This is a genomic window from Mastigocoleus testarum BC008 (assembly GCF_001456025.1).
Lineage (GTDB): Bacteria > Cyanobacteriota > Cyanobacteriia > Cyanobacteriales > Nostocaceae > Mastigocoleus > Mastigocoleus testarum.
This window is the reverse complement of record NZ_LMTZ01000129.1, coordinates 75,255-102,239: the sequence shown is the minus strand read 5'-3', so window position 1 is coordinate 102,239 and position 26,985 is coordinate 75,255. Positions and strand designations below refer to the sequence as shown.

At 35.3% G+C, this 26,985-nt stretch carries 21 protein-coding genes; 12 read left to right on the top strand and 9 right to left on the bottom strand.

The genetic code is table 11. The features are described from left to right. Positions 1 to 357: 357 nt before the first annotated feature. The 3 genes from BC008_RS33785 (at position 358) to BC008_RS33775 (ending at position 3,470) form a co-directional block, all read left to right on the top strand. On the top strand, positions 358 to 1,233 hold the full coding sequence (locus tag BC008_RS33785; protein WP_027842343.1) for a D-alanyl-D-alanine carboxypeptidase family protein: 876 nt from the start codon (positions 358 to 360) through the stop codon (positions 1,231 to 1,233). Positions 1,234 to 2,091: 858 nt separating this feature from the next. Continuing rightward, positions 2,092 to 2,667 carry a TIGR04376 family protein gene (locus BC008_RS33780; protein WP_027842344.1) on the top strand — a complete coding sequence of 192 codons (576 nt, stop codon included), beginning with the start codon at positions 2,092 to 2,094 and terminating at the stop codon, positions 2,665 to 2,667. Between the two features lie 227 nt (positions 2,668 to 2,894). Beyond that, complete coding sequence (locus tag BC008_RS33775; protein WP_027842345.1) at positions 2,895 to 3,470, top strand: ABC transporter permease; 576 nt, start codon at positions 2,895 to 2,897, stop codon at positions 3,468 to 3,470. 69 nt (positions 3,471 to 3,539) lie between these two features. Here BC008_RS33775 and BC008_RS33770 read toward each other — a convergent pair whose 3' ends face one another. Further along, positions 3,540 to 3,815, bottom strand: coding sequence for a hypothetical protein (locus tag BC008_RS33770; RefSeq protein ID WP_027842346.1), 276 nt, complete (start codon positions 3,813 to 3,815; stop codon positions 3,540 to 3,542). A 516-nt stretch (positions 3,816 to 4,331) separates the two neighbouring features. Here BC008_RS33770 and BC008_RS33765 point away from each other — a divergent pair. The 4 genes from BC008_RS33765 to BC008_RS33750 all read left to right on the top strand — a co-directional run bounded on the left by BC008_RS33765 (position 4,332) and on the right by BC008_RS33750 (position 10,920). Beyond that, positions 4,332 to 6,575, top strand: a complete 2,244-nt coding sequence (locus BC008_RS33765) for an ATP-binding response regulator (RefSeq protein WP_058184140.1) — start codon at positions 4,332 to 4,334, stop codon at positions 6,573 to 6,575. 71 nt (positions 6,576 to 6,646) lie between these two features. Continuing rightward, complete coding sequence (locus BC008_RS33760; RefSeq protein ID WP_036265040.1) at positions 6,647 to 8,044, top strand: hybrid sensor histidine kinase/response regulator; 1,398 nt, start codon at positions 6,647 to 6,649, stop codon at positions 8,042 to 8,044. Positions 8,045 to 9,174: 1,130 nt separating this feature from the next. Then, the gene (locus BC008_RS33755; RefSeq protein ID WP_027842349.1) at positions 9,175 to 9,699 is read left to right on the top strand and encodes a DUF4347 domain-containing protein; all 525 of its coding nucleotides are present in this window, start codon (positions 9,175 to 9,177) and stop codon (positions 9,697 to 9,699) included. 672 nt (positions 9,700 to 10,371) lie between these two features. Beyond that, positions 10,372 to 10,920, top strand: coding sequence for a hypothetical protein (locus tag BC008_RS33750; protein WP_027842350.1), 549 nt, complete (start codon positions 10,372 to 10,374; stop codon positions 10,918 to 10,920). Between the two features lie 174 nt (positions 10,921 to 11,094). On the opposite strand, the gene BC008_RS33745 is transcribed toward BC008_RS33750, so the two are convergent. Continuing rightward, positions 11,095 to 11,604, bottom strand: a complete 510-nt coding sequence (locus BC008_RS33745; RefSeq protein ID WP_058184139.1) for a glycine-rich domain-containing protein — start codon at positions 11,602 to 11,604, stop codon at positions 11,095 to 11,097. Between the two features lie 419 nt (positions 11,605 to 12,023). Then, a complete protein-coding gene (locus tag BC008_RS33740) occupies positions 12,024 to 13,604 on the bottom strand; it encodes a S8 family serine peptidase (RefSeq protein WP_027842352.1) in 1,581 nt (526 codons plus the stop codon). Between the two features lie 329 nt (positions 13,605 to 13,933). Here BC008_RS33740 and rpe point away from each other — a divergent pair, with 329 nt between their 5' ends. Continuing rightward, positions 13,934 to 14,638: a ribulose-phosphate 3-epimerase gene (gene rpe, locus BC008_RS33735; protein WP_027842353.1), complete on the top strand. Its 705-nt coding sequence runs from the start codon at positions 13,934 to 13,936 to the stop codon at positions 14,636 to 14,638. Between the two features lie 114 nt (positions 14,639 to 14,752). Here rpe and hpsJ-A read toward each other — a convergent pair whose 3' ends face one another. The 3 genes from hpsJ-A to crtA form a co-directional block, all read right to left on the bottom strand. Beyond that, complete coding sequence (gene hpsJ-A, locus BC008_RS33730) at positions 14,753 to 15,460, bottom strand: HpsJ-like protein, cyanoexosortase A-associated (RefSeq protein ID WP_027842354.1); 708 nt, start codon at positions 15,458 to 15,460, stop codon at positions 14,753 to 14,755. 80 nt (positions 15,461 to 15,540) lie between these two features. Further along, on the bottom strand, positions 15,541 to 16,185 hold the full coding sequence (locus BC008_RS33725) for a cyanoexosortase A system-associated protein (RefSeq protein ID WP_027842355.1): 645 nt from the start codon (positions 16,183 to 16,185) through the stop codon (positions 15,541 to 15,543). After that, positions 16,185 to 17,063 (bottom strand): cyanoexosortase A, encoded by an 879-nt coding sequence (gene crtA / locus BC008_RS33720; RefSeq protein ID WP_058184138.1) that lies wholly within the window; start codon positions 17,061 to 17,063, stop codon positions 16,185 to 16,187. Before crtA ends, BC008_RS33725 begins: the two co-directional genes overlap by 1 nt. A 568-nt stretch (positions 17,064 to 17,631) precedes the next feature. On the opposite strand from crtA, the gene BC008_RS33715 reads away from it, so the two are divergent. Next, positions 17,632 to 19,110, top strand: coding sequence for a leucyl aminopeptidase (locus BC008_RS33715; RefSeq protein ID WP_027842357.1), 1,479 nt, complete (start codon positions 17,632 to 17,634; stop codon positions 19,108 to 19,110). Positions 19,111 to 19,413: 303 nt separating this feature from the next. Here the strand turns inward: BC008_RS33715 and BC008_RS49895 are convergent, their stop codons facing one another. Together BC008_RS49895 and BC008_RS33710 are read right to left on the bottom strand one after the other, a co-directional pair. Continuing rightward, positions 19,414 to 19,551 (bottom strand): hypothetical protein, encoded by a 138-nt coding sequence (locus BC008_RS49895; RefSeq protein ID WP_161938182.1) that lies wholly within the window; start codon positions 19,549 to 19,551, stop codon positions 19,414 to 19,416. A gap of 61 nt (positions 19,552 to 19,612) precedes the next feature. Further along, positions 19,613 to 20,401, bottom strand: coding sequence for an alpha/beta fold hydrolase (locus tag BC008_RS33710; RefSeq protein WP_027845191.1), 789 nt, complete (start codon positions 20,399 to 20,401; stop codon positions 19,613 to 19,615). 1,208 nt (positions 20,402 to 21,609) lie between these two features. Between BC008_RS33710 and metG the strand changes: the two genes are divergently transcribed. The 3 genes from metG (at position 21,610) to lptC (ending at position 25,282) form a co-directional block, all read left to right on the top strand. Then, complete coding sequence (metG, locus tag BC008_RS33705; RefSeq protein ID WP_027845192.1) at positions 21,610 to 23,211, top strand: methionine--tRNA ligase; 1,602 nt, start codon at positions 21,610 to 21,612, stop codon at positions 23,209 to 23,211. 212 nt (positions 23,212 to 23,423) lie between these two features. Continuing rightward, positions 23,424 to 24,056: a LabA-like NYN domain-containing protein gene (locus BC008_RS33700; protein WP_027845193.1), complete on the top strand. Its 633-nt coding sequence runs from the start codon at positions 23,424 to 23,426 to the stop codon at positions 24,054 to 24,056. Between the two features lie 71 nt (positions 24,057 to 24,127). Further along, positions 24,128 to 25,282, top strand: coding sequence for an LPS export ABC transporter periplasmic protein LptC (lptC, locus tag BC008_RS33695; protein ID WP_321170096.1), 1,155 nt, complete (start codon positions 24,128 to 24,130; stop codon positions 25,280 to 25,282). A gap of 141 nt (positions 25,283 to 25,423) precedes the next feature. On the opposite strand, the gene BC008_RS33690 is transcribed toward lptC, so the two are convergent. Next, a complete protein-coding gene (locus BC008_RS33690) occupies positions 25,424 to 26,773 on the bottom strand; it encodes a D-alanyl-D-alanine carboxypeptidase (protein ID WP_027844493.1) in 1,350 nt (449 codons plus the stop codon). Positions 26,774 to 26,985 lie beyond the last annotated feature (212 nt).

Below are 26,985 nucleotides of genomic sequence, written 5' to 3'. Positions count from 1 at the left end.
CTCATTCATCCTTATGGAATACCTGGTTTTAAAGTTTCATTTTTTACACTAAAATCAAGTAAGAAGCAGTTTGATATTTGTGACTTACACAACAATCGCTGCTGAGATGTAATTACAAAAAATAATTTGTAATGATTTGATTATTATTTTTATTCTCAGCATTAACCAAGATTTATGACTAAAAATTTAATATGAAATATTCGATATTTAAGCAGTTATTTAATCTTGAAAATTTAAGGTTCAGATTTGCAAAGTAAAGCTTTCTAGTTCAACCTTTCTAATTAAAGCTTTCTAATACAAACTTTACAATTCAATATTTAGTACTCAGGGTTTGACAATCAGGTTTAAAAAGCAAACATGAAAATACCAGTGTGGCAGACTACCATGTTACCAGTAATTACTCTCGTAGTTATTTGTTATTTTGCTTTGCATAATACAAGCTCGATCAAAGCAAATGATAATATTCAGATATTAGAAAATTGTTCAAATACAAATTTATCTACCCATAAATTACCTGGAAAATTACCCTGTAAGAATACTTCACAAAAAACAATAAAATCAATTACAACTACTTCTAGTTCCCTTTTAAGTTTTATTTACCAAAAGCGTTTTTTAACGATTGTTTCAGAAAACTTACAAACACTTCCCCAACCTGAAAGTTTAGAATATATTTTACTCAGATCCTATGGGGCGGCATATATCAATCGTCAACCAGGAATCAAACTTCCAGAAAAAATAATATTTGCGAACGAGAAAGAAACCAAAGAGTTTCAAGCAACATTAAATATGGGAAAAGTTAACGGTACGCACAATTGTTATTTACAAAAACCAGCAGCAGATGCACTAAATAGAGCCCGCACTCAAATCAAAATTCCCCTGATGTCCAGGTATGGTCAAATTAATTGCACTCGTAGTTTTAGTACAACCCTGCGATTATGGAGGAAGTACGCAAACGATCGCACACTTGAAAAAATACGACAAGGAAAAGAAACCAAAATTCTTGGTATTGTAGCACCACCAGGAAGCTCGCAACATCTGTGGGGACTAGCAGTAGATCTGAGGGTAACAAACCAAGCACAGCAAAAAATCCTCAATCAAAATGGTTGGTATCGTACAGTTAAAAACGATACTCCTCACTGGACTTATATTGGTCATTCACCAGAAGAATTAGCACTTTTAGGATTTAAAAATAAAGTTATTAGAGGCGTGAATTATTGGTTAACACCATTGTAATTACCTCGAACAATTACCTCAAACAGTATAAGTTTATCAATCAAGAAGTAACGAGTAATAAGTAGAACTAAATAGCATACTTATTACTCTTTTCTCCTAACTTAAAGACAAGTCTAAATATTTTTATCAATGAGAATTTATGATTATTTCACTAGCTCTGATTAACATCTGAAATTACCTTAATTTCTTTTACCTCTATCTCTAACAATTCTGGAGTCGGATCCACAGTATCTTATTTCTTTTTATCTTCTTCATCTAATTTTATGTTTGTGACCCCAGAAACTGTTATAGTTTTATCTAGTTCGTATTTAAGAAATTTTATTCTGGAATGTCTAAGATAATCTTATCATTACCATTATCTGTAAAGACATATTCAGCTTCTCCTTTTTGTTTGCTCAATTTTCTATAACGAAGCTTTAATTGCATATCATATTTTGGTGAAGCTAATACTTTGGAAACACTAGTAAGCTCTGTTTCTATCAGTGCAGATAGACTGAAGAAAAAGCTGCTAAAAGTTGATAGTTAAATTGCACTAATCATCACAAAAAAATCACATGCTTGAATTGAAAATTGAATATTACTCAAGGTTATTATAATTTGAATCGTAATTTTATATAATTTAAAAAATCAGTTAAATAATCAGATACACAGCATTATCATTAATTAATTAGATATATTTATATCTATCAGTTGTTTTGGAGCAAATATTTTATTCGAATTATAATTACAACTTGTATTATGTGCTATAAGTTACAATTTTTATTTTAGATATAAATAGAATAAATTAGCCCTGAGGAGTTGTTAAATTAACTAATTACTGACTAGACTTAGAATAAATCTATGTCTGGAGTGGTAGTAGTGGGTTTATTTGATGATTTAAGTCAATTTTTAGAAAACCGTTTAGAAGAATTCTTGCGTAATAACCCCCATTTGGAATTAGAAGCGCTGCTAGAACAGCTACGTAAGCAAGAAGAAGACACTTTAAAATTAATTGCAGACTTGCAATTACAAGAAAAGCGATCGCAAGATGATATTCTCGCAACCGCTCAAGAAATTCAAAAATGGCATACTCGAATTGCAAAAGCTAAAGCAGCAGGTAGAGTAGACTTGCTAGGTGCAGCACAACAAAGAGAAGCAGCATTGTTACGTCAAGGAAATCAGCTTTGGGGACACATGCAAGGTATTAAAGAACGTATAACCCAAGCAAAAGATCTACTGCGTAAAGTACAACAACGACGACAGGAAGTACAAACAAAAGCATCCCAAGCACAAGCTCAACGCTCTGCAACTCAATCACAGCAGCGTTTTGAAACTACTGGTTGGTGGAATTCAAGCAACAATAATTTTTCTGGATATGACGAACTCGAAGATAAATTCCGTAATTGGGAAATAGAAGATGAGTTAGAACAGATGAAGCGTAAGAAAGGAAAATAAGAGTTTTTATTGATCATTTCTCCATTAATCCCAATACCCAATACCCAATCCCCAATCTCTTATTCCCACCACAGAAAAGATTATTCATATAATTTTTATCTACTTTTACAGTGATTATGTTCGCAACCGATACATTATCTCAAACGGTTTTGCGTTTATTATTAAGTGCGTATTACCAAGTTTGAGTGTCCCTTCAATCGGTAAGCAAGTCCTTAAGAGCTTCGGACATGGGAACAAATATATTTTTAGATATTTTAAATAGCCTGCAACTTTTGTTTGTGGGATATACACCTGCTGCTGCATTTGGTATTGCGATCGGGATTTTGGTTGGTATTAACCGTCTGATTTATCAAATATGTAAGCGACTATTCCAAATTCCCCATAGTGTAACTCCCATCGCTTTTCTACCTTTAGCTCTAATTCTCCTCAGACAACCAGAACCCGCATCAATTGTTGTGGTATTCGTTGGTTCTTTGTGGACAATTATCGTTCAAACAGCAGCAGGCGTACAAGCTTTTCGCAATCGCGGTAATAATTTACAACTGGCGATCGAATATATATTTTATGCCTTAAGACAGGGTGTTTGGGTTGCTTGGTTTGCAGTAATCGCAACAGAAATGCTAACTGGTGGTAGTGGTGTAGGCTTTTTGTTATGGGATGCTTACAATAATGGCAATATTAACTATATTATTGAAGCGATCGCCTATATTGGTACCATCGGCTTTTTGCTAGACCAAATCTTGGAGCTAACAGCATTTCTCGTCTCAAAGCTTCTACCAAAACCCAAAGAAGTTGATGAATAAGAATAGATTAAACTTCTAGTGATTTCTTATAGTCAAGGCTTCATTTATTGCTGCAATTTATTTTTTAATTTACTGAGAACCTTCCAACTGGGAAGAAACAGCTTCATTTACGTTAGACTTTTCTCGCTCTAATGCTTCAAGCTGCAACTGTTCTGACGATCCTTCAAGTGCTGTATCGCTTGAATTACTCAAATACGGAGCAACTAATCTGTTGTAATTGGAAGCAACTGCTAAAAATGCTCCACCTAAAATATAAATCGGTAGTGGTAAAGATAATTCTTTCACCCAGTCAAAGAATTCTGCTAAAGCAAACAAGACAAAAAAGCAAGCAAGCCAAACCCTCATAAATCTAACTCCTCAGGTTCAAATCTCTTTACTTATAGCGTAAATAGGTTGCATATTAATTGATGCTTGCTATATCGACAATTACAAAATACTAATTTCATTGTGCCAGAAAGACTTTGAGTAAATCTAAATCACCCGTTATTCCTATTCCGGTAGAAGGTTCTTAATTGATTGATAAAGGGAAGGGTGGGAAGAGCAGGAGAGATTCTTGTAGGTAATCTTCTGTGGATAGAGATGGGAAAATCATTATTCAAAGAATAATTACAAATACTTATCAATTAATCAATATTTTCACAACCTTCTAAGGTTGATATGAATTCTGCTTACTAATTTGGGAAAAATGTAATTAGTAGAATCACCCATTCTTGTATGCATTTATTTTAAAGCAGAATGAGTTATCCCAACCCCAAGCATCCAACCTATACAAGTAATTCCTCCGAGGAGAAAGCTGTTTTTATCAAATTCGTCTCCTCATGGTCAAATGCTTTTGTGAGGATAACCCAAGTAAGCAACAATATGAGTTTGAGTCAAAAAATTAAATCTGTTTATATATTTATCATTGGTATTGCTGTCTTGGGAAGTACTACTAGTTTCGCAATTGGTGACTATTATTATTATCGTGCCAAACAACAAAAAATAAAAATTACTCAAGAACATCGTTTACTAAATAAATTAAGGCACACAGCTTTTGAAATCCAAAGTATTACAGGATTTTCTTCTTCTAGCCAAAAAACAGAGAATCTCCATAAAGCAAAAGTTGTCGCTATTAAGAGTCACACGAAAGTCACATCATTTTTAGAAAAATTCAATAATTCCCCAAGTTATTTTTCTATCCCAGAAGTTAAAGAATTACTAACTCAATATAGGGATACGATCAAAAAGTTATCTCAAAATTTAGATACTACATTAAATCAGATTGAGCCTTTAAAATCTAAACCTAATACACTTCCCCAAGTACAAAAAGAATTAGCTGATTTTTCAGCAAGCAAAACAAATAAAAAATTATTATATTTAGCGGATGAATTAGGATTAATAATTAACATAGCCGAGAAAAAAGAAGAGAAAGCAGCAGTTGAGTTAATAAAGGCTGAATTTTCAAGATTTATAATAATTTTGATCGGAATTTGCTTAACCATAATCACTACTTATCTATTAACATATTCCGCAGCAAAAATAATTATTTATCCCTTAAATAAAATCAAACTTTTTGTTAGAGAAATTGCAGAAAATTCGAATTTTACAGTGGAATTGTCTACTACAAGTCAGGATGAGTTCGGGGATATTACTTATTACCTCAATCAAATAGTTATTAAAATGAAAAATTTGGTTATAACTAATCAAGAAGCTGAAAAAGCATGCGATGTAGCCAATCAAGTAAAAAGAAGATTTATGGCAAATATCAGTCACGAACTTCTTACACCTCTAAATGGTATCCTAGGATACACTCAAGTTCTTCATAACTCTTCAAATATTACACAGAAAGAAGAAAGAGGGATTAAAGTAATTCATAAATGTGCCGAGCATTTACTAACATTAATTAATGATATTATAGAATTTTCTAAAATAGATTTAAATGCGATTGACCTGAAAATTTCAGATTTTAAATTACGATATTTCCTAGAAGAAATTATAGATATATATAGAATTCAGGCTCAACAAAAAGATATCCTATTTATATATGAGATACCAGATAATTTACCATCAGTAATAGCTACAGATAGGCAGAAATTACGGAGAGTAATTATTAATTTACTTGGTAATGCTCTGAAATTTACCGATCAAGGAAGTATCACATTTAAAGTCATAATTAGTCATCTTACAGATTCTGAAATAAAAATTAAATTTGTGGTTCGAGATACTGGAGTCGGAATTAATGAAGCTGATTTAGAAAAAATTTTTTTACCCTTTGAAAAAGTAGTAGATTCTAAAAATTATAAAGATGGTACCGGATTAGGATTATCAATCAGCCAAAAAATGATTGAGCTTATGGAAAGTTATATAGAAGTAGATAGTGAATTAGGTAAAGGTAGCAGTTTTATATTTGAAATTAAATGTCCTGTTGTTGAAAGTTATAAAGAAAAAAATATACATATTAAAAATAGAAAAATTATTGGCTATTCTGGAGAACAAAAAAAAATTCTTATTGTTGATGACCTTTGGGAACATCGTCTTTTAATTGTAAATATTTTAGAACCACTTGGATTCGATCTGATCGAAGCTAAAAATGGTAAAGAAGGATTAGAAAAAGCCAAGGAGTATCAGCCCGACCTAATCATTTCTGATATATACATGCCCATTTTAGATGGTTGGGAAATGCTTTGCTATGTGGATAGCCATCAAAACTTGAAAGATATACCATTTATCTTAACTTCTACAAGTATTTCAGATCAAAGTAAAGAGAAAATCAATTCCTTAGAAGTAAAGTATTTTCTGATTAAACCAATACAGGATGAAGAACTATATAGATTAATTGAAAGAGAGTTAGATATTAATTGGAAATATGCCGACTCAGATAACTTTTTAGAAATACATCCAAATCAAAAACAACAAGAATCAATCATTTTTCCCTCATCATCAGAACTAGTTATGCTTTTAGATTATGCAAAAAAAGGACAAATCAAAGGAATCATTGAGGAGTTAGAAAAAATAGCAGATATTAATAGTGAATATCAAGACTTTGTAAATCATCTTAACTCACTATTGAAAGACTTTAACATCAAAAATATCCGTAGTTTTCTGAAAGAAAATATTCAGGAATAGTATTTTAAGCGCTTCGAATAATTTTGGATATTATTTTAAATTTAGTATGATATTTGGAGAACATAGAATATATGGAATTTGAAACTGAAAATATCAATAATCCATCTCAAATTAAAAATGAGAATCACAATCATTTAAAGACTATATTAGTAATTGATGACAGTCCAACAAACTTAGAAGTTTTATACGAAACATTGAGTTATGCAGGCTATGAAGTACTTGTAGAAATGGATGGTTTGAGTGGGATAGAACAAGTAAATCAAAATCCACCCGACCTAATACTTTTAGATGTAATGATGCCTAAAATAGATGGTTTTGAAACTTGTCGTCAACTTCAAGCAAATCCAGCAACTAAAGATATTCCAATTATTTTTATTACAGCTCTAACTGAAGCAGAAGAAAAACTCAAGGGTTTAACACTAGGTGCTGTAGACTATATCACTAAACCTTTTCAACAAGAAGAAGTATTAGCCCGAGTAAAGTTACACTTAAAACTACGATATTTAAACCTAGAATTAACCCTACAAAAACAACAATTAGAAGATAGAGTTAAAGAAAGAACAGCAGAACTTTCCCAAACATTAGAAGAACTCAAACAAACTCAATTAAAACTTATTCAAAGCGAAAAAACTTCCGCTTTAGGTCAAATTGTGGCTGGAGTATCTCATGAAGTTAATAATCCAGTTGGTTTAATTTCTACTAATTTATATTATGCCAACCAGTATATTCAAGATTTAATCGATCTAGTAAAAATCTATCAACATAAATTTCCTGATTTTAGTATAGAGATTTCAGAAAAAATCGATAGTATGGATTTGCCACATATTTTACAAGATTTACCAAAACTACTTTCATCAATGAAACTAGGGACTGATAATATCCGTGGGATAATACAATCCTTACAAAATTTTTCTCGTGCGGATGGGGTAGAAAAAAAATATATTGATATTCATGAAGGGATTGAGACTACCTTGATGATTTTACAGTATAGAATCAAGGCACAAACAAAACGTCCTCCGATTAAAGTAATTAAACAGTACGGTAACTTACCAAAAGTTGGATGTTATCCAGGACAGTTAAATCAAGTGTTTATGTATTTACTAAATTATTTAATTGATAGTTTGGAAAAATCATACATCTATAACCATAATTTATCAGAACATAAAATAGTTCCTGGTAGCGATACATTAGCACAGCTATTAAATCTACAACTAAAAATAATTACCGATTTAGACAAAGAAAATATCATTATCAGAATTGAAAATAATGCTTTCACCTTGCACGATTCACCAATTGATGAAATCAAACAAAACTTTACTAATGCCTTTAAAGAAGAACGAAATCATCTGGGATTTTCTATTAGTAGAGAATTAATAGTAGAAAATCATTGTGGTAGTTTGGAATACATTATTTGCGATAGTGTGGGTATTAATTTTGTAATTAAAATACCACTAATACATGTTTATTGAAAACATTTATTGAAACAACTATCAAAAGCTATATATAAAAGTAATAAAATTCATCATATCTAAGTCAAATAGCCATAAATACGATTAATAGCCTTCTATCAATTTTACCACTTTTTATATAATTATAATATTCGATTATTATTTTTAACTCTAAATAAATTTATATTCAAATCATAATTATAGTGATAATTTTTGATTTATTACAAACACCAAATTGCAAATTGTTAAACTACCTATTCCTTAACTTTTCCTAGCTGACAATCTTTATTTTTAGCTTAAAAATAGCAACGAGTAATATTCCTACTCATACCAAAGTGGTTTTACGGAGGATCGGGCTTGTGCATCTACATCTCAATTTAAATGGCAAATAGAAATGGCTTCTCGCGATATCAGGGTTGTATCTACTGCCCTATAAACTTAAGTCGGGTAAGATATTCTATTAGAATAAACTCGATTATCTAGCTTATTTCTCTAAATCTGTAACACCACCAATAAAATTGATAATTTGCAGTAATAAACCTCTTACAATGGTTGCCCTGTTATATCTTATGACCTAATCTAATTCAAAAAATAAAATATCCCATCAAATAGGGATTAGCGACTCAGGGATGGAAAATAGGAATTTAGGATTTAGTCTTTAAAGACTGAAATAATAAATATCTTGATTACTATCCTTGATTCCTAATTTCTTATCTCTTATCAGTTCTATAATAATTGGACAAAAGATCCATTATTATCCATTTTTGTCCAAGTATTATCTTCCTGTTTCTACCCCTTATTGCTCATTTTTAATTTATCACCAACACCATGATTATTTTGTTATTTCAGATTTTGAATCTTTTTTGATATCTGTCCCCTAAGTAGTTCATAGGTATTAAAATATTACTCTCAGATGTGTAAAATATTCAACTTCAATAGAAAAATAGTTTATTATCTAGAGCAATAACAGCAGAATATGAAATTAATTTTGGGACTAAACTCATTTAACTTAACTTTCCACTACCTTTTTCCGGCTGACAAGCAATATTTTTAGCTCAACAATATCAGCGTGACAAGCGTTTTGTTGTTGTAGCTTGAAGGTCTCAGAGCAATGCGTCTACGGACAGAACGCTCAGTAGGAGTCTTAATTGATGCATTTAGATCATAGTTTCCGTTTTCAGCCTGTTCATACTCTAGTTGCGATTGACCCTAATATAGAAGATTGTCAAAGTATAGTTCCAAAAATTCTTGGCAAAGCTGAGGTAGTTTTAATTCAAGCAAATGAATATGAAGTGCAACAAATCACATTAACTTTGCAGGAATATGATCGCCTTACAAGTCTTCATATTATTTCTCACGGTTCCCCAGGGTGTTTATATTTGGGAAAAAGTCATTTAGGCTTATTTTCTCTTAACCGTTATGCTCCACAGCTAATTACTTGGTCCGTTCCCAATATTATTCTTTATGGTCGTGATGTTGCAGTCGGAGATTCTGGTACTGAGTTCATCCACAGATTACATCAGATTACAGGTGCCAATATTGCAGCTTTCACGCGAAGAGTAAACCCAGCTTCCTATAGTACTTGGCAGTTAGATTATCAGTTGGGAAATATTAACCCGGAGTTGGCAGTATTACCAGCGATACAAAAAAACTATACTGGTGTACTTGGGGTTTAATGAAAATTTTTATAGTGCTTTCATATCAGTGATAAACAGAGCTAGAGCTTCACAGATAAATACTAGTACTATTTGAGACTCGAAAGTGTTAATAGATGAGCCTTTAATCCCAAAAAATTTCCGAAATACTCCGATTGATTTCCTAAATAGCAGCGGAGTATTGTGTTTCAATACAAATGATAGTTGTAAAATTATTCCGATAGAAACGAGATTAATCCCTCACTCTTCATTCATACATTCATTTCGTTCTACGGTGTTCGAGTGGATTTTTATGGCAATATGACTGCACCATATCAACTATAGAACAGAATCAAAAATATCACTTTATTCTTCGGTGATAGAGAAGTTTCGTACGATACCATAAACTATGTCCGAAAACCTTACAGAGTTATAAGGCAAACGGATAATTGTTTATCTGTTTATAGCTTGAGGTAAATTCAATCAAATCTCTAACAGTAACTAATACGTTTTAAACCAAGAACTGTGAAATTCCTCTTGCTATTTACACAAAGACTAACCTGCGATCAAGTTCGCGCGATCGCTAGTGAGACCTAACACAAGTACTATACAGTTTTAAGTTTGAGCTTCCTGAACTAAAAACTACCGATCAAGTAAATCGCGTAAGTCCTGAAGAGTAATCTTTAAAGGTTTAGCAAAACAACATGAGGGATAATGTATAACAACAATAACTTCTTCAAAAGTTCAACAGAAGAAGATTTATCTGAAGTCCCAATACAACCGAAAGTATTGACCCTAAGCGGACTTCCTCTTCATGAGAAAATAAGCATTAATTCCATCGCTCCGCTTGACTGTCATCAATATGAAGAAAAAGACTACTTCAGTTTAAGTATTGATGGTAATCCTGTTGAAATCCAATCTTTGTCTCGGAAAATTCCTCATACTGCAAGCACCTTAACTCTGGAGTGGTGTGCTAAAAGTTCTAACGAAAGCAATAAATTATTTGTCTCTCCATTCGTAGTAGCAATTGTGACAATTATTGGGATTAGAAATTCTTCTAAGATTGCTAATATTATTCCTGACCCAACTGTCTATGCCTATAGTAATTTTGATTTTACTATTAATGCCATCACCATATCTGATATTGATGGAGAAAGCTTAATTTTGAGAGCAAAACTAGAACAAGGAGAAGCCTTTCCTACTCATAGAAGTTTAATCCCACCCGAAGCAATTTCGATCACATCTCCATCAGTACAAGTTTAAATTCACTTAACCCTATACTCAACACAAGAAGCTCAAATAAATTTTTGTTGGCACATAGTATAGTTTTATTGATAATAGATAACACTATACTAAATACCAGCAATTTGATTATGACGAACTACCAATATAATAGCTTACAAAAATATTGTAAGATTTTACATTTGATAATAGTACTTATACAAGCTCCATCAAATTAATTTCAATCCGTGGTCGAACGAAATTATAAATATACCCAATTGGCTGACAATCCGCAGCTTCACTTACACCTTCCTCTGTGAGGGAATTAGGTCCGAAATGTTCTTCAAACAGTACTTGAGTTTGCTTAAATATAAATTCTAAATTTTTTCTATCTGCAGCATCACGATTACCAAAATAAGGAAAATGATGAATGAAGTAGCCAAATAAAATCTGACAATCCTGGGCATATTTAATTGTATCAATTATGTGAAAATGCCAAACTAGATCAATTTCTCTGGATGGAACAAATTGACGATTAGGATATAGGTAAATTAAAGTTAGAAACATCAGATAGCGAGAAATTGCTTGGCTTGTTTTTTCCCGACTCCATCCTAACCCATTACTATCATTCATTAGTTTATAAGCAATGGGACCCAAGTCCAGTTGCCTTAATTTTTCAGTAAATACTTTTATTTGAGAAGACACAGTTTGCTTGGCAATTAACATAGCTTTTAATCTCAATTAGCCTTACATACAGGACAGATTTATTACCTAATTATGTGGAAGTATTTGATATTTTTTTATTCGTCATTAATCCTTTAATATCCGGGTTTTTCATAATACAAATAGCTGATTTTTTCCCATGAGATGCAAATTAAATATCAATAAATTAGAAATCCATTGTCAGGTAACTCTGAAGCTTATTTTTGACTGTATTGAAATCTCCTTTATTCGGACTATTAGTATTAATCGAAATCACACCATTACTGTGTCAGAAAACACATCAATAGTGTGATAAATTAAGAAATGATTTATTTGTCAAAAAGTTAACTTTAGAAATTAAATGCTATAGGTTCGATAGCGTAAAGAATTAAGAAGCTAAACTATTTTTCATAAGTTGACAAATAGCCTCCATATCCCTACTATCACTTTGCATTTACAGCCCACCAAGCTAAAGCAAAAGGTTGGATCGGCTCATTATTCTGCCGATTGTATTTGACGCGAATTTTATATTTTCCGGTAGCAGGAACCTGACAAAATATATGTTCTATATTATCAACTTTGCTATTCGAAGAACAGGGGTTACTTTTATTACTTGAATTATCGTCAGTAACAAGATATAAATCTAGATCGTTTAAACCGCGGTCGCGAAATGTCTCTCCTTTATCATATTTCTGATTGATATTCTGATCGTTGAGTTCTACTAATCGATTCCAGACTAACGTAATAGAAACAAAACTATTTTTACGTAGGGGCTGGGAAATTTTATATTCAACATCATTATTCTTCACTACACTACGATAATCCCAACCTAAAATAGGTACTGATTTTGATGGATTCCATTGACCGGCACTAAACTGTTGAAATGCGCGAAAGGCATTCAAATGTCCGACTCCCATTTGGGAATTCAAAGGTATATTTTTATTTTTATAAGCATCGGACTCCAGCCAATTTCGATTTTGTTTATCAATCAAAGTTCTTGTCATTCTTAAATGAGAACCATCACCCCTATCTTTGATTTTTTCTGCAGAGTTAAGCAACACAGCTTTCATTACTTCATGACGACGGGAAGCAAGACTCCAATTATTCCGTCTAGCTCTAAATTGTTGATCGCCAAATTCCTGGAGCAATGCAATAACACCAGTTACATGGGGCGTAGCGAAACTAGTTCCAGTTACTTTTTTGACTTTACCGTCAGGATTGAGCATTTTAATATTAGTCCCTGGTGCAACTATACTTACAGTGCGACGCGTACCAATATTAAACTCTTTACCTTCTAATCTTGGATTCATTCCCCGAGCAGGGGTGAGGTTAGAAACATGAACCTTATCAAACATCTCTCTCTGGCGAGAAGAAAAAGCCACGTTAACCGCGTTATAATTATCTGTAGGAATAGGAATTCCTCCTTTTCCTTGATTTCCAGCCACAACATACAGTACATTGTGAAACCGACTCGACCAATCAACACATAGCGTTAGTAAAGCATTACCATCTAAAACAGCTTCTGGTCTGGGGTCGCGATGTAGTGGTTCCCCAAAACTAAAATTAATTGCCCGGACATCTCCACCATTTTGTAAAGCGATGTGCTGTGCTGATAGGCACTCATTGGGCTGTCCCATATTTTTCGTTGAACCTATAGCAGAAGAATATAGGCGAGCCTTCGGTGCAACTCCTGGATAACTCTTATCTTTACTAACCATGATTCCAGCAACATTGTGAGCATGGGGATCGACACCACGATTTGATTTTGCTGGTTGGTTACGTTGGAAAACACCCGCGAGGGAAACTGCTCTATTCTTTGAAACAGCTTTATCCCAGCCAAACATTCCTGGGCGTCCAATCTCTACTTGACCAATGGAAATTTTATGACCACTCAAATTGTAAGGAGCTTTACGTAACTTTAGTACATCAATTCCACTTCGATTGAGAGAAGTCAAAGCAATTACTGGTAGGCTCCATAAAGAAGCTGCTAACCCCCAAAATATCCAGGTTTGTCTTTTTAGCATTTGTGTAGCAGACAGTTAAGCTAATGGTAAAGAAAAATCAACAAAATTAACTGGTATCAATGATTGCTGATTAAGTATCAAGTATCTAAGATATTCATGTTCCCAGTCCCCAGAGGCTAGACGCTAGAGGCTGTTACTAACGTCACCTTGCGGATCCGCCGACGCCGCAGCCTCTATGCCGCAAGGCGGCACGCAGTTGCTATACCTAGTCGCCAGTACCCAGTCCCCAATTTTCCGATAAATAACTAAATAACTTTTCATTAATGAATTAATTAATCAATGTTTTGTTACAATGCATACAGAAGAGGACGCTTGAATACCCGCTAACCATGACCAATAACTCATCTCAAAAGCCCATTGTAGTTGCTCCATCGATTTTATCAGCGGATTTTAGTCGTCTTGGAGAAGAGATTCGTGCTGTAGATGCAGCAGGAGCAGATTGGATCCACGTCGACGTAATGGACGGTCGTTTTGTACCCAATATTACAATCGGTCCTCTGGTAGTGGAGGCCATTCGTCCAGTCACTCAGAAACCATTAGATGTCCACTTAATGATCGTGGAACCGGAAAAGTATGTTGGGGACTTTGCCAAAGCAGGAGCAGATCATATTTATGTTCATTGCGAGCATAATGCTTCCCCTCACCTACACCGTACTTTGGGACAAATTAAAGAATTAGGTAAAAAAGCAGGAGTCGTACTCAATCCTGGAACTCCACTGAACTTAATTGAATATAGCTTGGATCTATGCGATATGGTTTTAATCATGAGCGTCAATCCTGGCTTTGGCGGTCAAAGCTTTATCCCCGGCGTAGTACCAAAAATCCGTCAGTTACGAACCATGTGCGACGAACGCGGACTAGATCCTTGGATTGAAGTAGATGGCGGTTTAAAAGCTAATAATACTTGGCAAGTTTTAGAAGCAGGAGCAAATGCAATTGTAGCTGGTTCTGCTGTATTCAAAGCAGACGATTATGCTCAAGCAATCGAAGGTATTCGTAATAGTAAACGTCCAGAATTAGCAAAAGCTTCATAGTTTTTGTTGATTCACCATCAGCAGCGACAAACATTTAACTAACTAATAAAATTAGATGATTTTGTTCGTAAAAATTATCCCTCTCACAATTCGAGAGGGTTTTTCCTTTTTGCTTTAATTCATTCTTGCCCAATCAGTCCCTTTCCAAATATTGATGCAAAGAATTCCTGCAACTACCGCACCGAGATTCCATTTCACTGCTTTCTTGAGTAAATTTAAACCTCTACTTGATTCTGTAGCTTTTGCTTGACTTTTAATTTTTTGTTTGGCTTGGGATACTTCGCCTAAAAGTCTTTGTTTTAACTTTTCTGGTTCTAGCTCCAAAGAGCGACCTTGACGCTTGAGTAAATTATCAATTTGTTCTGGTGTAGCCAAATCAATTTGTTTCTTTACTTGTTCGGCGCGATTAATCTGTTGTTTTGATAAGACATTAATTTGGGTAGAGCTTTGTCTCTGGAGTCTAGCTGCATTAATAACTCCTAAAGGAATGGACAGTATGTAAATCACTCCCATTACTAAAGCCAACCAAGATAAAACTTTTAATACGGGAAATTCCCAGCGTTTGCGGAAATTCATCTCGCCATAAAACACAAATGCTAAACCAATTAAGGGTACTGGAACTCTTTCAACTAATGCACCTATGGTTTGAAACTCCCATGCAGGATTCATAAAATTTGGTGGCACAAACATTTCTACAACATCAAACAGTGCCAAGACTAACAAGCCATATCCTAAACACCGCAAAATCATTGTTGAACCTTCTTGACTAAAAGCAAAGTCCTGTACCGAAGAAACAAATTTATCGCTATGGGATTTAGTCATTTTTTACACACCAAAAACAGAAATTTTAATCGCTAATTTTATTACTAATTTCAGTAAAACTTAATTCAACCCTAACCCTGTTACAGGTGAGAGTTCCACTGTTGATACCAAGAAACCCAGGCTGTTTCTAACACTTGATAAGCAAATTCTGGCTTATGTTTGCCAAGAGGAACTGATAAATATGCCCACATACAATGCTTGTCTGTGCTCGTTCTGCGACCCAATAACCAAGAGATTAAACTTTGTGGTTCCAGAATCGAAAAATAATGATTTTTTTCAAACTGTTCCTCAGTAAAGCTAGTGACACCCCCGGAAGTAATACAAGCACTGAGGAAGGCTTTTTGTTTTTCTACTCCAATACCGTAATAACCAATACCTTTTCGCGATCGCACTTCCACAGGAGAAGTAATTCCCAAATATTTTTTGATAAATTTTTCCCCTTCTATAAGTGTTAGATAACGCATTTCAATATCTAAAGATAAATTATTCTGCACATAGCGATAATGCTTTTGTGCAATTATTTCGGGTTTTTTTAGGTTGGTTTCTGATAATTTACCACTCTGAACCTGTTCCCACTGAGGCAAAGATATTTTATTTGGAAAAGCGTGGGAAGTAGTAGGTAGCCAAGATTGAACTGGTTTGACGATTGTAATTACCAGGACAATGATAATGCCAATAAAGTTAATAGTTAACAGTAAAATTCGAAGTTTGCGCCAGTTGAGCATTACTTTGACAGAGGGGTTACATCACCATTTTTTGATTTACCTTGTCCCAGGATAAACCAACAAAATAACCCAAACACAGAAACAGCAATGGTCGAAAATAGCAGGGAACCATCGCCATGATGCCAATATTCAAAGGCTTCTTGGTTATCCCCTTTAAGGATTACAACCATTAAAGCAACTCGTGCTGCGTTAACAACAAATCCTATAATGGCGGCAACAATAGGTAAGAAGATTTTTGGTAACCTATTGAGGGGAAATATGATTATAAACAAAATCCCCAAACCCAACATATGAAGAATTTGTTCTGAACCCGAACAACCACTAGCAACTTCTATACTTTGATTCGCAGAAGGTAAATGAATATAAACTCCAGAACGAAGCACATCAAAACCTGTATACCAGAGCAGAAAAGCTGATAGTTTTGCAGTTATTGGAGAAAGGAAAGTATTAATCAAATTCAAAGGTAATAGTTTCGGTAACCCAAGAATAAATAAGGCAAATAATTCACCAGCATACTGTCTCAAACCTTTAAAACCAGAAGCCAATAAAGCACAAGCAAAAGCATAAACAAATGGCAATAGGTATAAAAAGCCACCAAAACTAGTCATGGAAGCGGTTTTTAATAAAAGTAACGTAATTAGAGAAAAACCGAAGAAACCTGAAAAGATATCGCTTTCCAGATTCAGGTTATTACGTTTTTCCCAAACCAAAAAACAGATCGCCGTCCAAAATAAAACACTCGTCCCTAGAAGACTGGAATTATCCGATTTCCAAACCAAGTTTAGATGAATGGCAATTAAACCAATTCCTGTTGCAAGCAACAAGTATTGGAGAAGCTTAAATTTGGCGACTACCATATTGTGCAACTTGATTCTCATAAAAATAATGCAGAGATCCTAAACTCTGCTTCCATTCTCAAACAAAATGGTAAGACCTTACAGACCCTAAGTATAATTCCGGTAAAAAATTACAAATCCGGACATTCATAGGTGATTAAAATCACTTTAGTTACATACATATTTAATCTAATTGATGGAGAGCGGCACCAAAAATTTTTAACACTTCAATTGAGAAAGAAATTGATTACCTACCATCATATGAGATTTGATGTTTAAAAGGATTTAGGTCTTGAAAACATGAGTCTAAGGTCATCATCCCTCATTTTGGGAGACTTATTGTATGTTTAGAATTTATGTAATAGCTGGGTCGAGTAATATAAATGTCTACTATCAAGTTAATAATTATAGTTCTGGATTGCCGAAGCTAAAAAAATCCACATAAAGTAAAAAAGAATTAAAGTAGAAAAGAATAAGAGTAAACCTAATTCCAAGTGAATTATAGGGATTTTACAACTCCTTGCAGAGAACAAGATACACCATCTCAAAACATCGAGGCGTTTTTGAGTAATACTGTTAATCGGAAGTTTTATAGATAAATTAGAAAAATATGGAAGTTAGAGCAAGCAATACAAATTTTTTAGAGTGGAAAGGAGATGCTTTAGCCATCGGATTATTTGAAGATGCCACCGAACTGACTGGACAATTAACTAGTTTAGATGAAAAATTAGGCGGTATTTTAAAAGAAATAATTACAGAAGAAGAATTTAAGGCTAAAGCAGGTAGTTCTATTTTTACTAGAGTTCCCGGAGTCAGCCCAATTAAAAAATTATTAGTAATTGGTTTGGGAACAATAGAAAGCTTAACCCTAGAAGTACTGAGAAAAGCAGCAGCCACAGCCGCACGAAATGCAAAAAAACAAAAGTGCAAAACTTTAGGAATTAGTTTCCCCTATGGTGAACACAATCCTGAAGATGTCACCCAAGCCCTAGCAGAAGGAGTACAATTGGCACTTTATCAGGATAATCGCTTTAAGTCAGAACCAGAAACGAAAGAAACACAGGTTGAAGAAGTAGATTTACTTGGTTTGGCAGATAATGAAGCTGCTATTGTTAGAGCGAATCAAATTTGTTCCGGAGTATTTTTGGCAAGACAACTCGTAGCAGCACCTGCCAATGATTTAACACCAGTTACAATGGCAGAAATTGCCCAAGAAATTGCCTCAACTCATAATTTAGAGTTAGAAATCTTGGAACAAAAAGACTGCGAAAAGTTAGGAATGGGTGCTTTTTTGGGAGTAGCAAAAGCTTCCGACCTACCACCCAAGTTTATCCATCTGACTTACAAGCCCCAAGCAACTCCAAGGCGAAAGTTAGCAATTATCGGTAAAGGTTTAACTTTTGACTCCGGTGGATTAAATATTAAAGGTGCAGGTAGCGGCATTGAAACCATGAAAATTGACATGGGTGGTGCTGCAGCTACATTGGGAGCGGCTAAAGCCATTGGTCAACTCCAACCCGATGTAGAGGTTCACTTTATTTCGGCTGCAACTGAAAATATGATCAGCGGTCATGCGATGCACCCCGGTGATATTCTCAAAGCTTCCAATGGTAAAACCATTGAGGTAAATAATACTGATGCAGAAGGTCGTTTAACCCTGGCTGATGCTTTAGTATTTGCTGATAAGTTGGGTTTAGATGCAATTGTTGACTTGGCAACATTAACTGGTGCTTGCGTTGTAGCTTTGGGTAATGACATTGCCGGTTTATTTACTCCCAGTGATGAGTTAGCCTCGGAACTAGAAAAAGCAGCCGAAGGCGCAGGGGAAAAAATTTGGCGCATGCCGATGGAAGACAAGTATTTTGAAGGTCTCAAGTCTGGTATAGCTGACATGAAAAATACTGGACCTCGTGCTGGAGGTTCCATTACTGCAGCCTTATTCCTCAAACAGTTTGTCAAAGATACCGTTGATTGGGCACATCTTGATATTGCTGGGACTGTTTGGGCAGACAAAGAAAATGGTTACAATAGTCCAGGAGCAACTGGTTTTGGGGTAAGAACCCTGGTTCATTGGGTTTTGAGTAAATAAAAGAATAGAAAATTAACGGCGTTGGTGAGTGCGTAATGCTTTTGGTGCAAATATCTACGAAAAATTAATGTTTCAATAACTTAATTTCTTGATTAGCATTCNAATTAACTACTTCGCTTATACTTCTGTCCTCATTTTGTATAAGCGGAGGAATAAACCTTGCTGATGTTCTAAACCGTTAGTATTAGCTTCTTAAGAATAAAAATTTAATAATCTGTAATAATTAAATTTGGAATGGTGCGTTACGCGATGCTAATAGTAGCCTACTTTTGTACCTGATTTAATCCACGCTCCTTAGTATAATCATAGGTGAATCATTGCCTCTGACTTTTGACTCCTGACTTCTGACTCCTGACTTCTGACTTCTGACTCCTGACTTCTGATTTCTAACTCCTGACTTCTGACTCCTGACTTCTGACTCCTGCTATGCTTACGCCCCACTTACGTTAACGCCGTAGCGCGGTTGTTCTGACTTCTGACTCTCAAATCCTCCTAAATACCTTTACAAATTCTCGTCATAAGCTTTCATAATTTCGTAGAGATCAGTATCTTTTTCCAACAAACAAGCATGTCCGCTATCCGGTAAGATAAAAACTTGGCTGTTGGGAAAAACATCTGCGAGAAACTCAACCTCAGTAACTGATGGTAGTAAGCGATCGCTAGCACTCCCAATCAACAAAATCTGCTGCTGTATTTGACTCAACTTTTCCATGTCAACAGAAAAATTTCTCAGTAAAGATACACGCCAGTTAACAGTTTGAGAAGGTACAGAGCGAATAATCTTGAGAATATCTTGACGATCTGCAGCTGCAATTCTTGTCAAACTTACTAAAAAGGGCAAAAATCCAACAGCACCAAAGGTATATACAGCAGACGGAACCAAGTCTAAGATTTGGGATGACCAATTCAACCAAGGTAAACGATGAAAACTCGAAGCCGGATTAACTAAAATAATTCGGTTAAATAAGTGAGGGGCTTCCGCTAATATTTTCATTGCTAAACAACCCCCAAAGGATTCACCACATAAATACACAGATATTCGAGGTTGAAGTTGCAGTTCAGCTTTCACTAAATCTACTAAGTCACTAGTTAATTTCCCCCAATCACTTTGGTCAGTAGGCGGAATTGCCAGACAACGAATATCAAAACTATTTTCTAAACCAGCGATTTGCGTGCGCAATAGTTTTCCAGTACCATCCATCCCTGGCAAGTAAATAAACAGGGGATATTCTTTTTTTATTGGTTTTGGAGTGATAAAGTAGGGTTTAAATCCTTTTTCTGGTACAGCCATTATTAAATGTTTAACACCTATTAAATGATTGCTCTTAAAACACTGCTTAGTCATGTAGTAAACATTTTTGAAATAAATTTAGTTAGACAAAAAACTATAAAAAAATATATTTTTATGATGTCTTTATCCCAATAATTTATTCTTATATTATTCCTGATAACTAATGATTGATAAAAGGATAAACTTTGCTTACTTTATTTGATTCTCTTCGATATTGAATGGGTAATGCAGCATGGAATTCCAATCAATATAATAATACATAAAAAAATTTCAAAAATACCTCCTACTTACCCAAACAAATACCCTATTGACTCAAGAATCTCTCGTATTTCAAGAAACTAAATAAGTATTATTTTTGGCTAAAAATGTCACTGTAACTGCTAAGTTTGCAAAATATCCAGACGTGAAACAATACTAAACGGACAATTCTTACTAAAATTTTTCTACTCTGTTAGGCTGGGTAAACACCATCACGAGTCAGATTCCCTCCGAAACTACCCTACTTCTTTCTTCCCTTTGACAGTATTTCTAAACTTTCGCGAGATTTAAAAGAAGATCGATAATTGACTCGCAGCCAGAGAGAGCCAAGTTTTGCAGTAATTATTTCTCACGATAGTGAGTATTTACTCTATATCCCAATGAAAAACACGACGAGTCCCCCTAGGAGCGACATAAAACTTGGTTCCTGCAGATCTGCCTAGTAGTTATCGATACTGAAAATCTGGACTCTTAAAGAATGAGATGCTTAAAGGTAGGGATAATTTTGTTGGAAAACACACCTACCAATAATCGATAAATATCTAGAAGACTATTTAAACTCATGTATTTGCAATTATTTAGATATTAATCAAATTTATCAATCTATCTTTTATTTAAGTTTTACATTTCTTTAATTTATGAAGGACTCTCTTAAGGTAGAAGTATCTTATCTGCTGCGGAGGGAAAATTTACTGATATAAGAATAATTTGTATCCCCAATAACAATCGCTCCTGCTGTTGGCTTTCAGAGTTATATCATTACCGATTATTTCTCCTTTTTTTGCATAGATTAACTGATTTTATACTTATTACAAAAAGAATAGACTTGATAAATTTGCTAGTATTAAGGAGTTGGTTGAAAATGCAATAGCATTATTATATAATGGCGTGGTTTTATCTGCGTAACTATAGATAGAAAAGGGTTTTAATAAGTTGTTTTTTTATTTCGCATGAATCTAGTGGAAAAAACAGAAAAAATATTTGCTCTCACAACACCTTTATATTATGTAAATGGTTTACCCCACATCGGCAGTGCCTACACAACAATGGCAGCAGATGCGATCGCAAGATTTCAGAGATTATTGGGTAACCAAGTTTTATTAGTGACGGGAACGGACGAACATGGGCAAAAAATTCAACGTACCGCCCAAACAAAAAACTTAGAGCCACAGATTTTTTGCGATCGAGTTTCCGCTGAGTTTTCCTCTTTATGGGAATTACTAAATATTCAATATGACCGCTTTATTCGTACTACTGACTCGCGGCATGAGGTAATAGTTAAAGATTTTTTTAAACGTGTTTGGGATAATGGGGATATTTATTTAGGTGAGCAAAAGGGTTGGTATTGCGTATCCTGTGAAGAATTTAAAGAAGAAAGAGATTTATTAGAGGAAAAACGTTGTCCCATTCATACTAATAAAGAAGTTGAATGGCGAGACGAACAGAACTACTTTTTTAAGTTATCTAAATATCAAGAAAAACTCGAACACTTATACCAGCATCACCCTGATTTTATCCAGCCAGAAAGTCGTCGTAATGAAGTTATAAGTTTTGTTAAGCAAGGGTTACAAGATTTTTCAATTTCTCGCGTGAATATGGATTGGGGATTTGGAGTACCAGTCGATCCCAAACATACCCTTTATGTCTGGTTTGATGCTTTGCTGGGATATGCCACAGCATTGTTAGACGCAAAGGAGGAAGCAGGATTAGAAAAAGCTTTGCAAAAATGGTGGCCAATAAGCTTGCACTTAATCGGTAAAGATATTCTGCGCTTTCATGCTGTGTATTGGCCGGCAATGCTAATGTCTGCCGGTTTAACCTTGCCACAAAAAGTATTTGCCCATGGTTATTTGACTAAAGATGGTCAAAAAATGGGAAAAAGTCTTGGTAACACGGTCGACCCCATAGCATTGGTCGAACGTTACGGTAGTGATGCCATTCGTTATTACTTTCTTAAGGAAATTGAATTTGGTAAGGATGGCGATTTTAATGAAGTTAGATTCATTAACGTATTAAATGCAGATTTGGCCAATGATTTAGGAAATCTACTCAACCGCACCTCCAACATGGTGAAAAAGTATTGTGGAGGTAATTTACCAGCAGTTACTGCAGAAGATATCCCTGTGGAAAATCTTTTAAAAGCCATTGGCTTAGATTTGGGTTCTCAAGTCAAAGTTGCTTACCAAGATCTGGCATTTGATCGAGGTTGTGAAGCTGTGTTGGCTCTAGTAAGAGCTTGCAATAAATTTATTGATGAGCAGGCACCTTGGTCATTATATAAACAAGGACAACAGGATGCTGTAGAAAAAATCTTGTACGCGGTTTTGGAGTCAGTAAGACTGTCAGCATACCTTTTGTCTCCAATTATCCCAGACACTAGTAATAAAATTTACCAGCAATTAGGTTTTGAGGTAAACTTTAACGACCAAACCCAAACAGCAATTGCTGCACCTTTTGCTGTTCACGCACAGTGGGGTGTATTAAGCAGCGAGCAAAAGTTGGATAAACCCCAGCCGGTCTTTAAAAGAATAGAACTACCTAAAAACGATTAATTTTTAATTTATTACTCATCTCTAAATTATCGGGTCTATTTTACCGAGTCCAATCTATCCAGTTCAATTTATCGATTCTAATTTATCGAGTTTAATTTGTCGGGGCTGAGTTAATTAGCCCTGAAAGATTATCATAAAGCGCTCTTACTTAAGTCTGAAATCTAGATAAAAAGTATCTAATACTACATAAATAAAAATGAGGTATGAAAATGATGTTGAATAACCTGGAACACGACTCAATATTCACGCCGGAACAGGTGTTAGAAAATCGCGGTCGGGTTGCAATTTTTATTGATGGTTCCAATTTATTTTATGCAGCTCTCCAATTAGGAATCGAGATTGATTACACTAAATTATTGTGCAGGTTAACTGGTGGCTCTAGATTACTACGCGCTTTTTTTTATACTGGAGTTGACCGAACTAATGAGAAACAACAAGGTTTTTTATTGTGGATGCGTCGGAATGGTTATCGGGTTATAGCCAAAGATTTAGTCCAATTACCAGATGGCTCGAAAAAAGCTAATTTAGACGTAGAAATTGCAGTTGATATGATGGCACTAGTAGATTCTTACGATACCGCAGTATTAGTCAGTGGTGATGGAGATTTGGCATATGCCGTTAACTCTGTAAGTTACAGAGGTGTCCGGGTAGAAGTAGCAAGTCTAAGGTCTATGACTAGTGATAGCTTGATTAATGTTAGCGACCGCTATATTGACCTGGAAGCAATTAAAGAAGATATTCAAAAAACACCCCGTCAAACTTATCCTTATCGTCAATTATCAGAAATGGGTTTTTTAGATGAAGCTCCAACTGTAAGTGACGAACACTTGGAAATCCCAGAATGAAGTGTTATCAACAAAATAGAAAAAAAACTATCTGGGGAATAAACAAATTTATTTCATTTTCCCCTACCAAGTTGTTTAAGATCGAAGATTTATTCAAATTATCTTTGAGTTTTTTGCTTTTAATAGGATTAGTTGCTTGTAGCGGTCAAACCAAACCAGAAAATGAGACTGAGACAACTGAGTCATCAACCCCAGGGGAAGAAGAAAGTAAATTAACTTTCTTTGATGTCACCTTGGAACAAGCTGATGATACAGGTAAACCAATTTGGAAGGTCGAGGCAAAGCAAGCAAGATATGCCAGAGAAAAACAAATTGCTGAGGTAGAAAAACCATATGGTGAATTATACCAAGATGGCAAGGTTGTTTACCAAGTTAAAGCCCAAAAAGCTAACATTAAGCAGGATGGAAAACAGTTATTTCTTGAAGGAAATATTGTTGCTACAGATCCCAAAACCGGAGCAATATTAAAAGGTAACGAACTTGAGTGGCGTCCTCAAGAAGATTTATTGATTGTTCGCAAACAGCTCAATGGTATCCACAAACAAGTACGAGTAGTAGCCAAAGAAGCCAGAGTTAAAACCCGCGAGCAACGTATGGAATTATTTGGTGGGGTAGTAGCTAACTCAAATGAGCCAAAATTGCAATTGCGAACCGAAGAATTAACTTGGAAAATTAACGAAGAAAAATTACTCGGTAAACGTCCGATTCAAATTGATCGCTACAAAAATAATCGTATTACTGACCGTGGTAGGGGAAATTCTGCTGAAGTCAACTTAAAAACTAAAGTGGTTTCAGTCACTAAAAATGGTCAGCTAGAATTACTCGAACCACCTATCCAAGTCGCAAGTGACTACATGAACTGGAACTTAAACTCAGAAATCGTTGATACCAAAGCTCCAGTTACAGTAGTTCATAAAAAAGAAAATATGACAGTAACTGCTGATCGAGGTAAGTTGGAATTGCCGAAAAATATAGTTTATTTAACAGGTAATGTTAATGGTGTGGGACAGCGCAATCAGTCAATTAAGTCCCAAAACATGACTTGGTATCTCGATAAAGAATTAGTTGAAGCGCAGGGAAATGTGATCTATAGCCAAGCCGATCCACCCTTAACGTTTTCCGGTGATAAAGCGTCTGGAAACTTAGAACAGCAAAACATTTTGGTTAGTGGTGGTGCTAAACGCAGTCGGGTAATAACAGAGGTTATTCCCCAACCAAAGCCATAATTATTTGGGGATTGGCGACTGACTGGGGATACACCGCCTTTGCTAACGCACCGCTAGAGCCTACGGCGTCGGCAAAGCCTCTGACTAACGTCACGCTTCGCTTTCGCTAATGCTAACGCGATTACTCATTACCCATTCCCATTACCCATTACCCATTCCCGAATTTCCAACCAACTTATCAATAATTTCATTGCGACTAGTTGCACCTAAATCGGGTAAGGAATCTGCACCACCATGGGGAGTAACAGCAGAAGGAACCGGTTGTGCTTTTTCCAATTGTTTGACCAGAGCTTGTAATAATAGATCCTGTCTTTGTCGAAACGATGAAATATAAGGACCCCGGTTAATAATTGCAAACCAAACCAAACCGCGATCGCGAGTTGGCATTACCCCTGCTAAAGCACTAACATCTCGAAGAGTACCAGTTTTCATCGCCGTAGCTTCAGGAAGCTTACGGGAGTGCATAGTTCCCCTTCGATCAAAACCTGCTGTGGGAAATAAATCCGCAATTGTCAGGTTTTTTGTCATGGCAATTCGATGTAGAGCCATTAACATGGCAGAAGCTGCACGAGGAGAAACACGATTTTCTACCCCCAGCCCAGAACCATTGATTAACTGAATTTCTTCCGGTGGAACTCTTGCGAGTTTTGCTGCTACTGATTGTACAACTTCTGCCCCCCCAACATAATCCGCTAGCATTTGTGCCATATGGTTGTTACTGAAAACATTCATTTCTTTAACAATTCGCTTCAAGGGTAAAGAACGATGGCGAATTAGCAAAGTTTGTGAGGGACTCGGCTCTTCTATTAATTTGACCTTTCCGACAATTACCACCTCGGGCTTGGGGGTCCCAGAAGGCATAATCGAATATTGAATCGCTGTGCGACGAGACCAACTTGCATGATGAAGTGAACGCTTGAGTACTTGACCTGCTAACTGCGGGTTACGCTGAAAATTCATCGCAAAACTACCTTTAATTAGCAAATTTCCTTCAACCCGTTTAATACCCATGCGGTTAAGGGTATTTCCCAAAGTAATTGCTTCCTCTGAAACAAATAAAGGGTCACCACCACCAGTAATTACCAGATCACCCTTGAGAATCCCATTTTCCACCGGTCCTGTAGCTCCAACCAAGGTTTCAAACTGATAGTCCAATCCCAATTTGCTTACAGCAGCCAAAGATGTTGCTATTTTTGTCAATGACGCAGCAGGTAATGGCGTTGTACCTTGATGATTTGCCATTAACATCGGTCCTGACTGCATCCAAATCCCTTGGGAGTTTGTCATGTCATTGGTAATCAGCTTGCGATCAATTAATTCCTTAAGATATTTCTGTACCGTATCGACCCCAGCTGGATTTGGATCGGGGGCAAGAACTAAGCCAGGACTACTTTGCCAAGCCAAAACATCCAACGCATCTATTGGCTTGACATCTACTCCAGCCATTTCCAGCCAAAGTGAAAACAGACCTGAACCCAGTAATTCCAGCATTTTTCATTCCTCTTTTTGGAGAAAGCAAGTTTTTCCTGTGCTAATATACAGTCTTTTTTGATCCCACTCAGGATGTAGTAATAATAAAAGGTGTTTACATACTAAGGAAGAGGTACGGATAACAATTTTATGCTACCGATTCTGAGCTTGGAGATTATTTTAATAAATACAACATGAATATGGATAGGATATAAAATTAACATTGTATACAT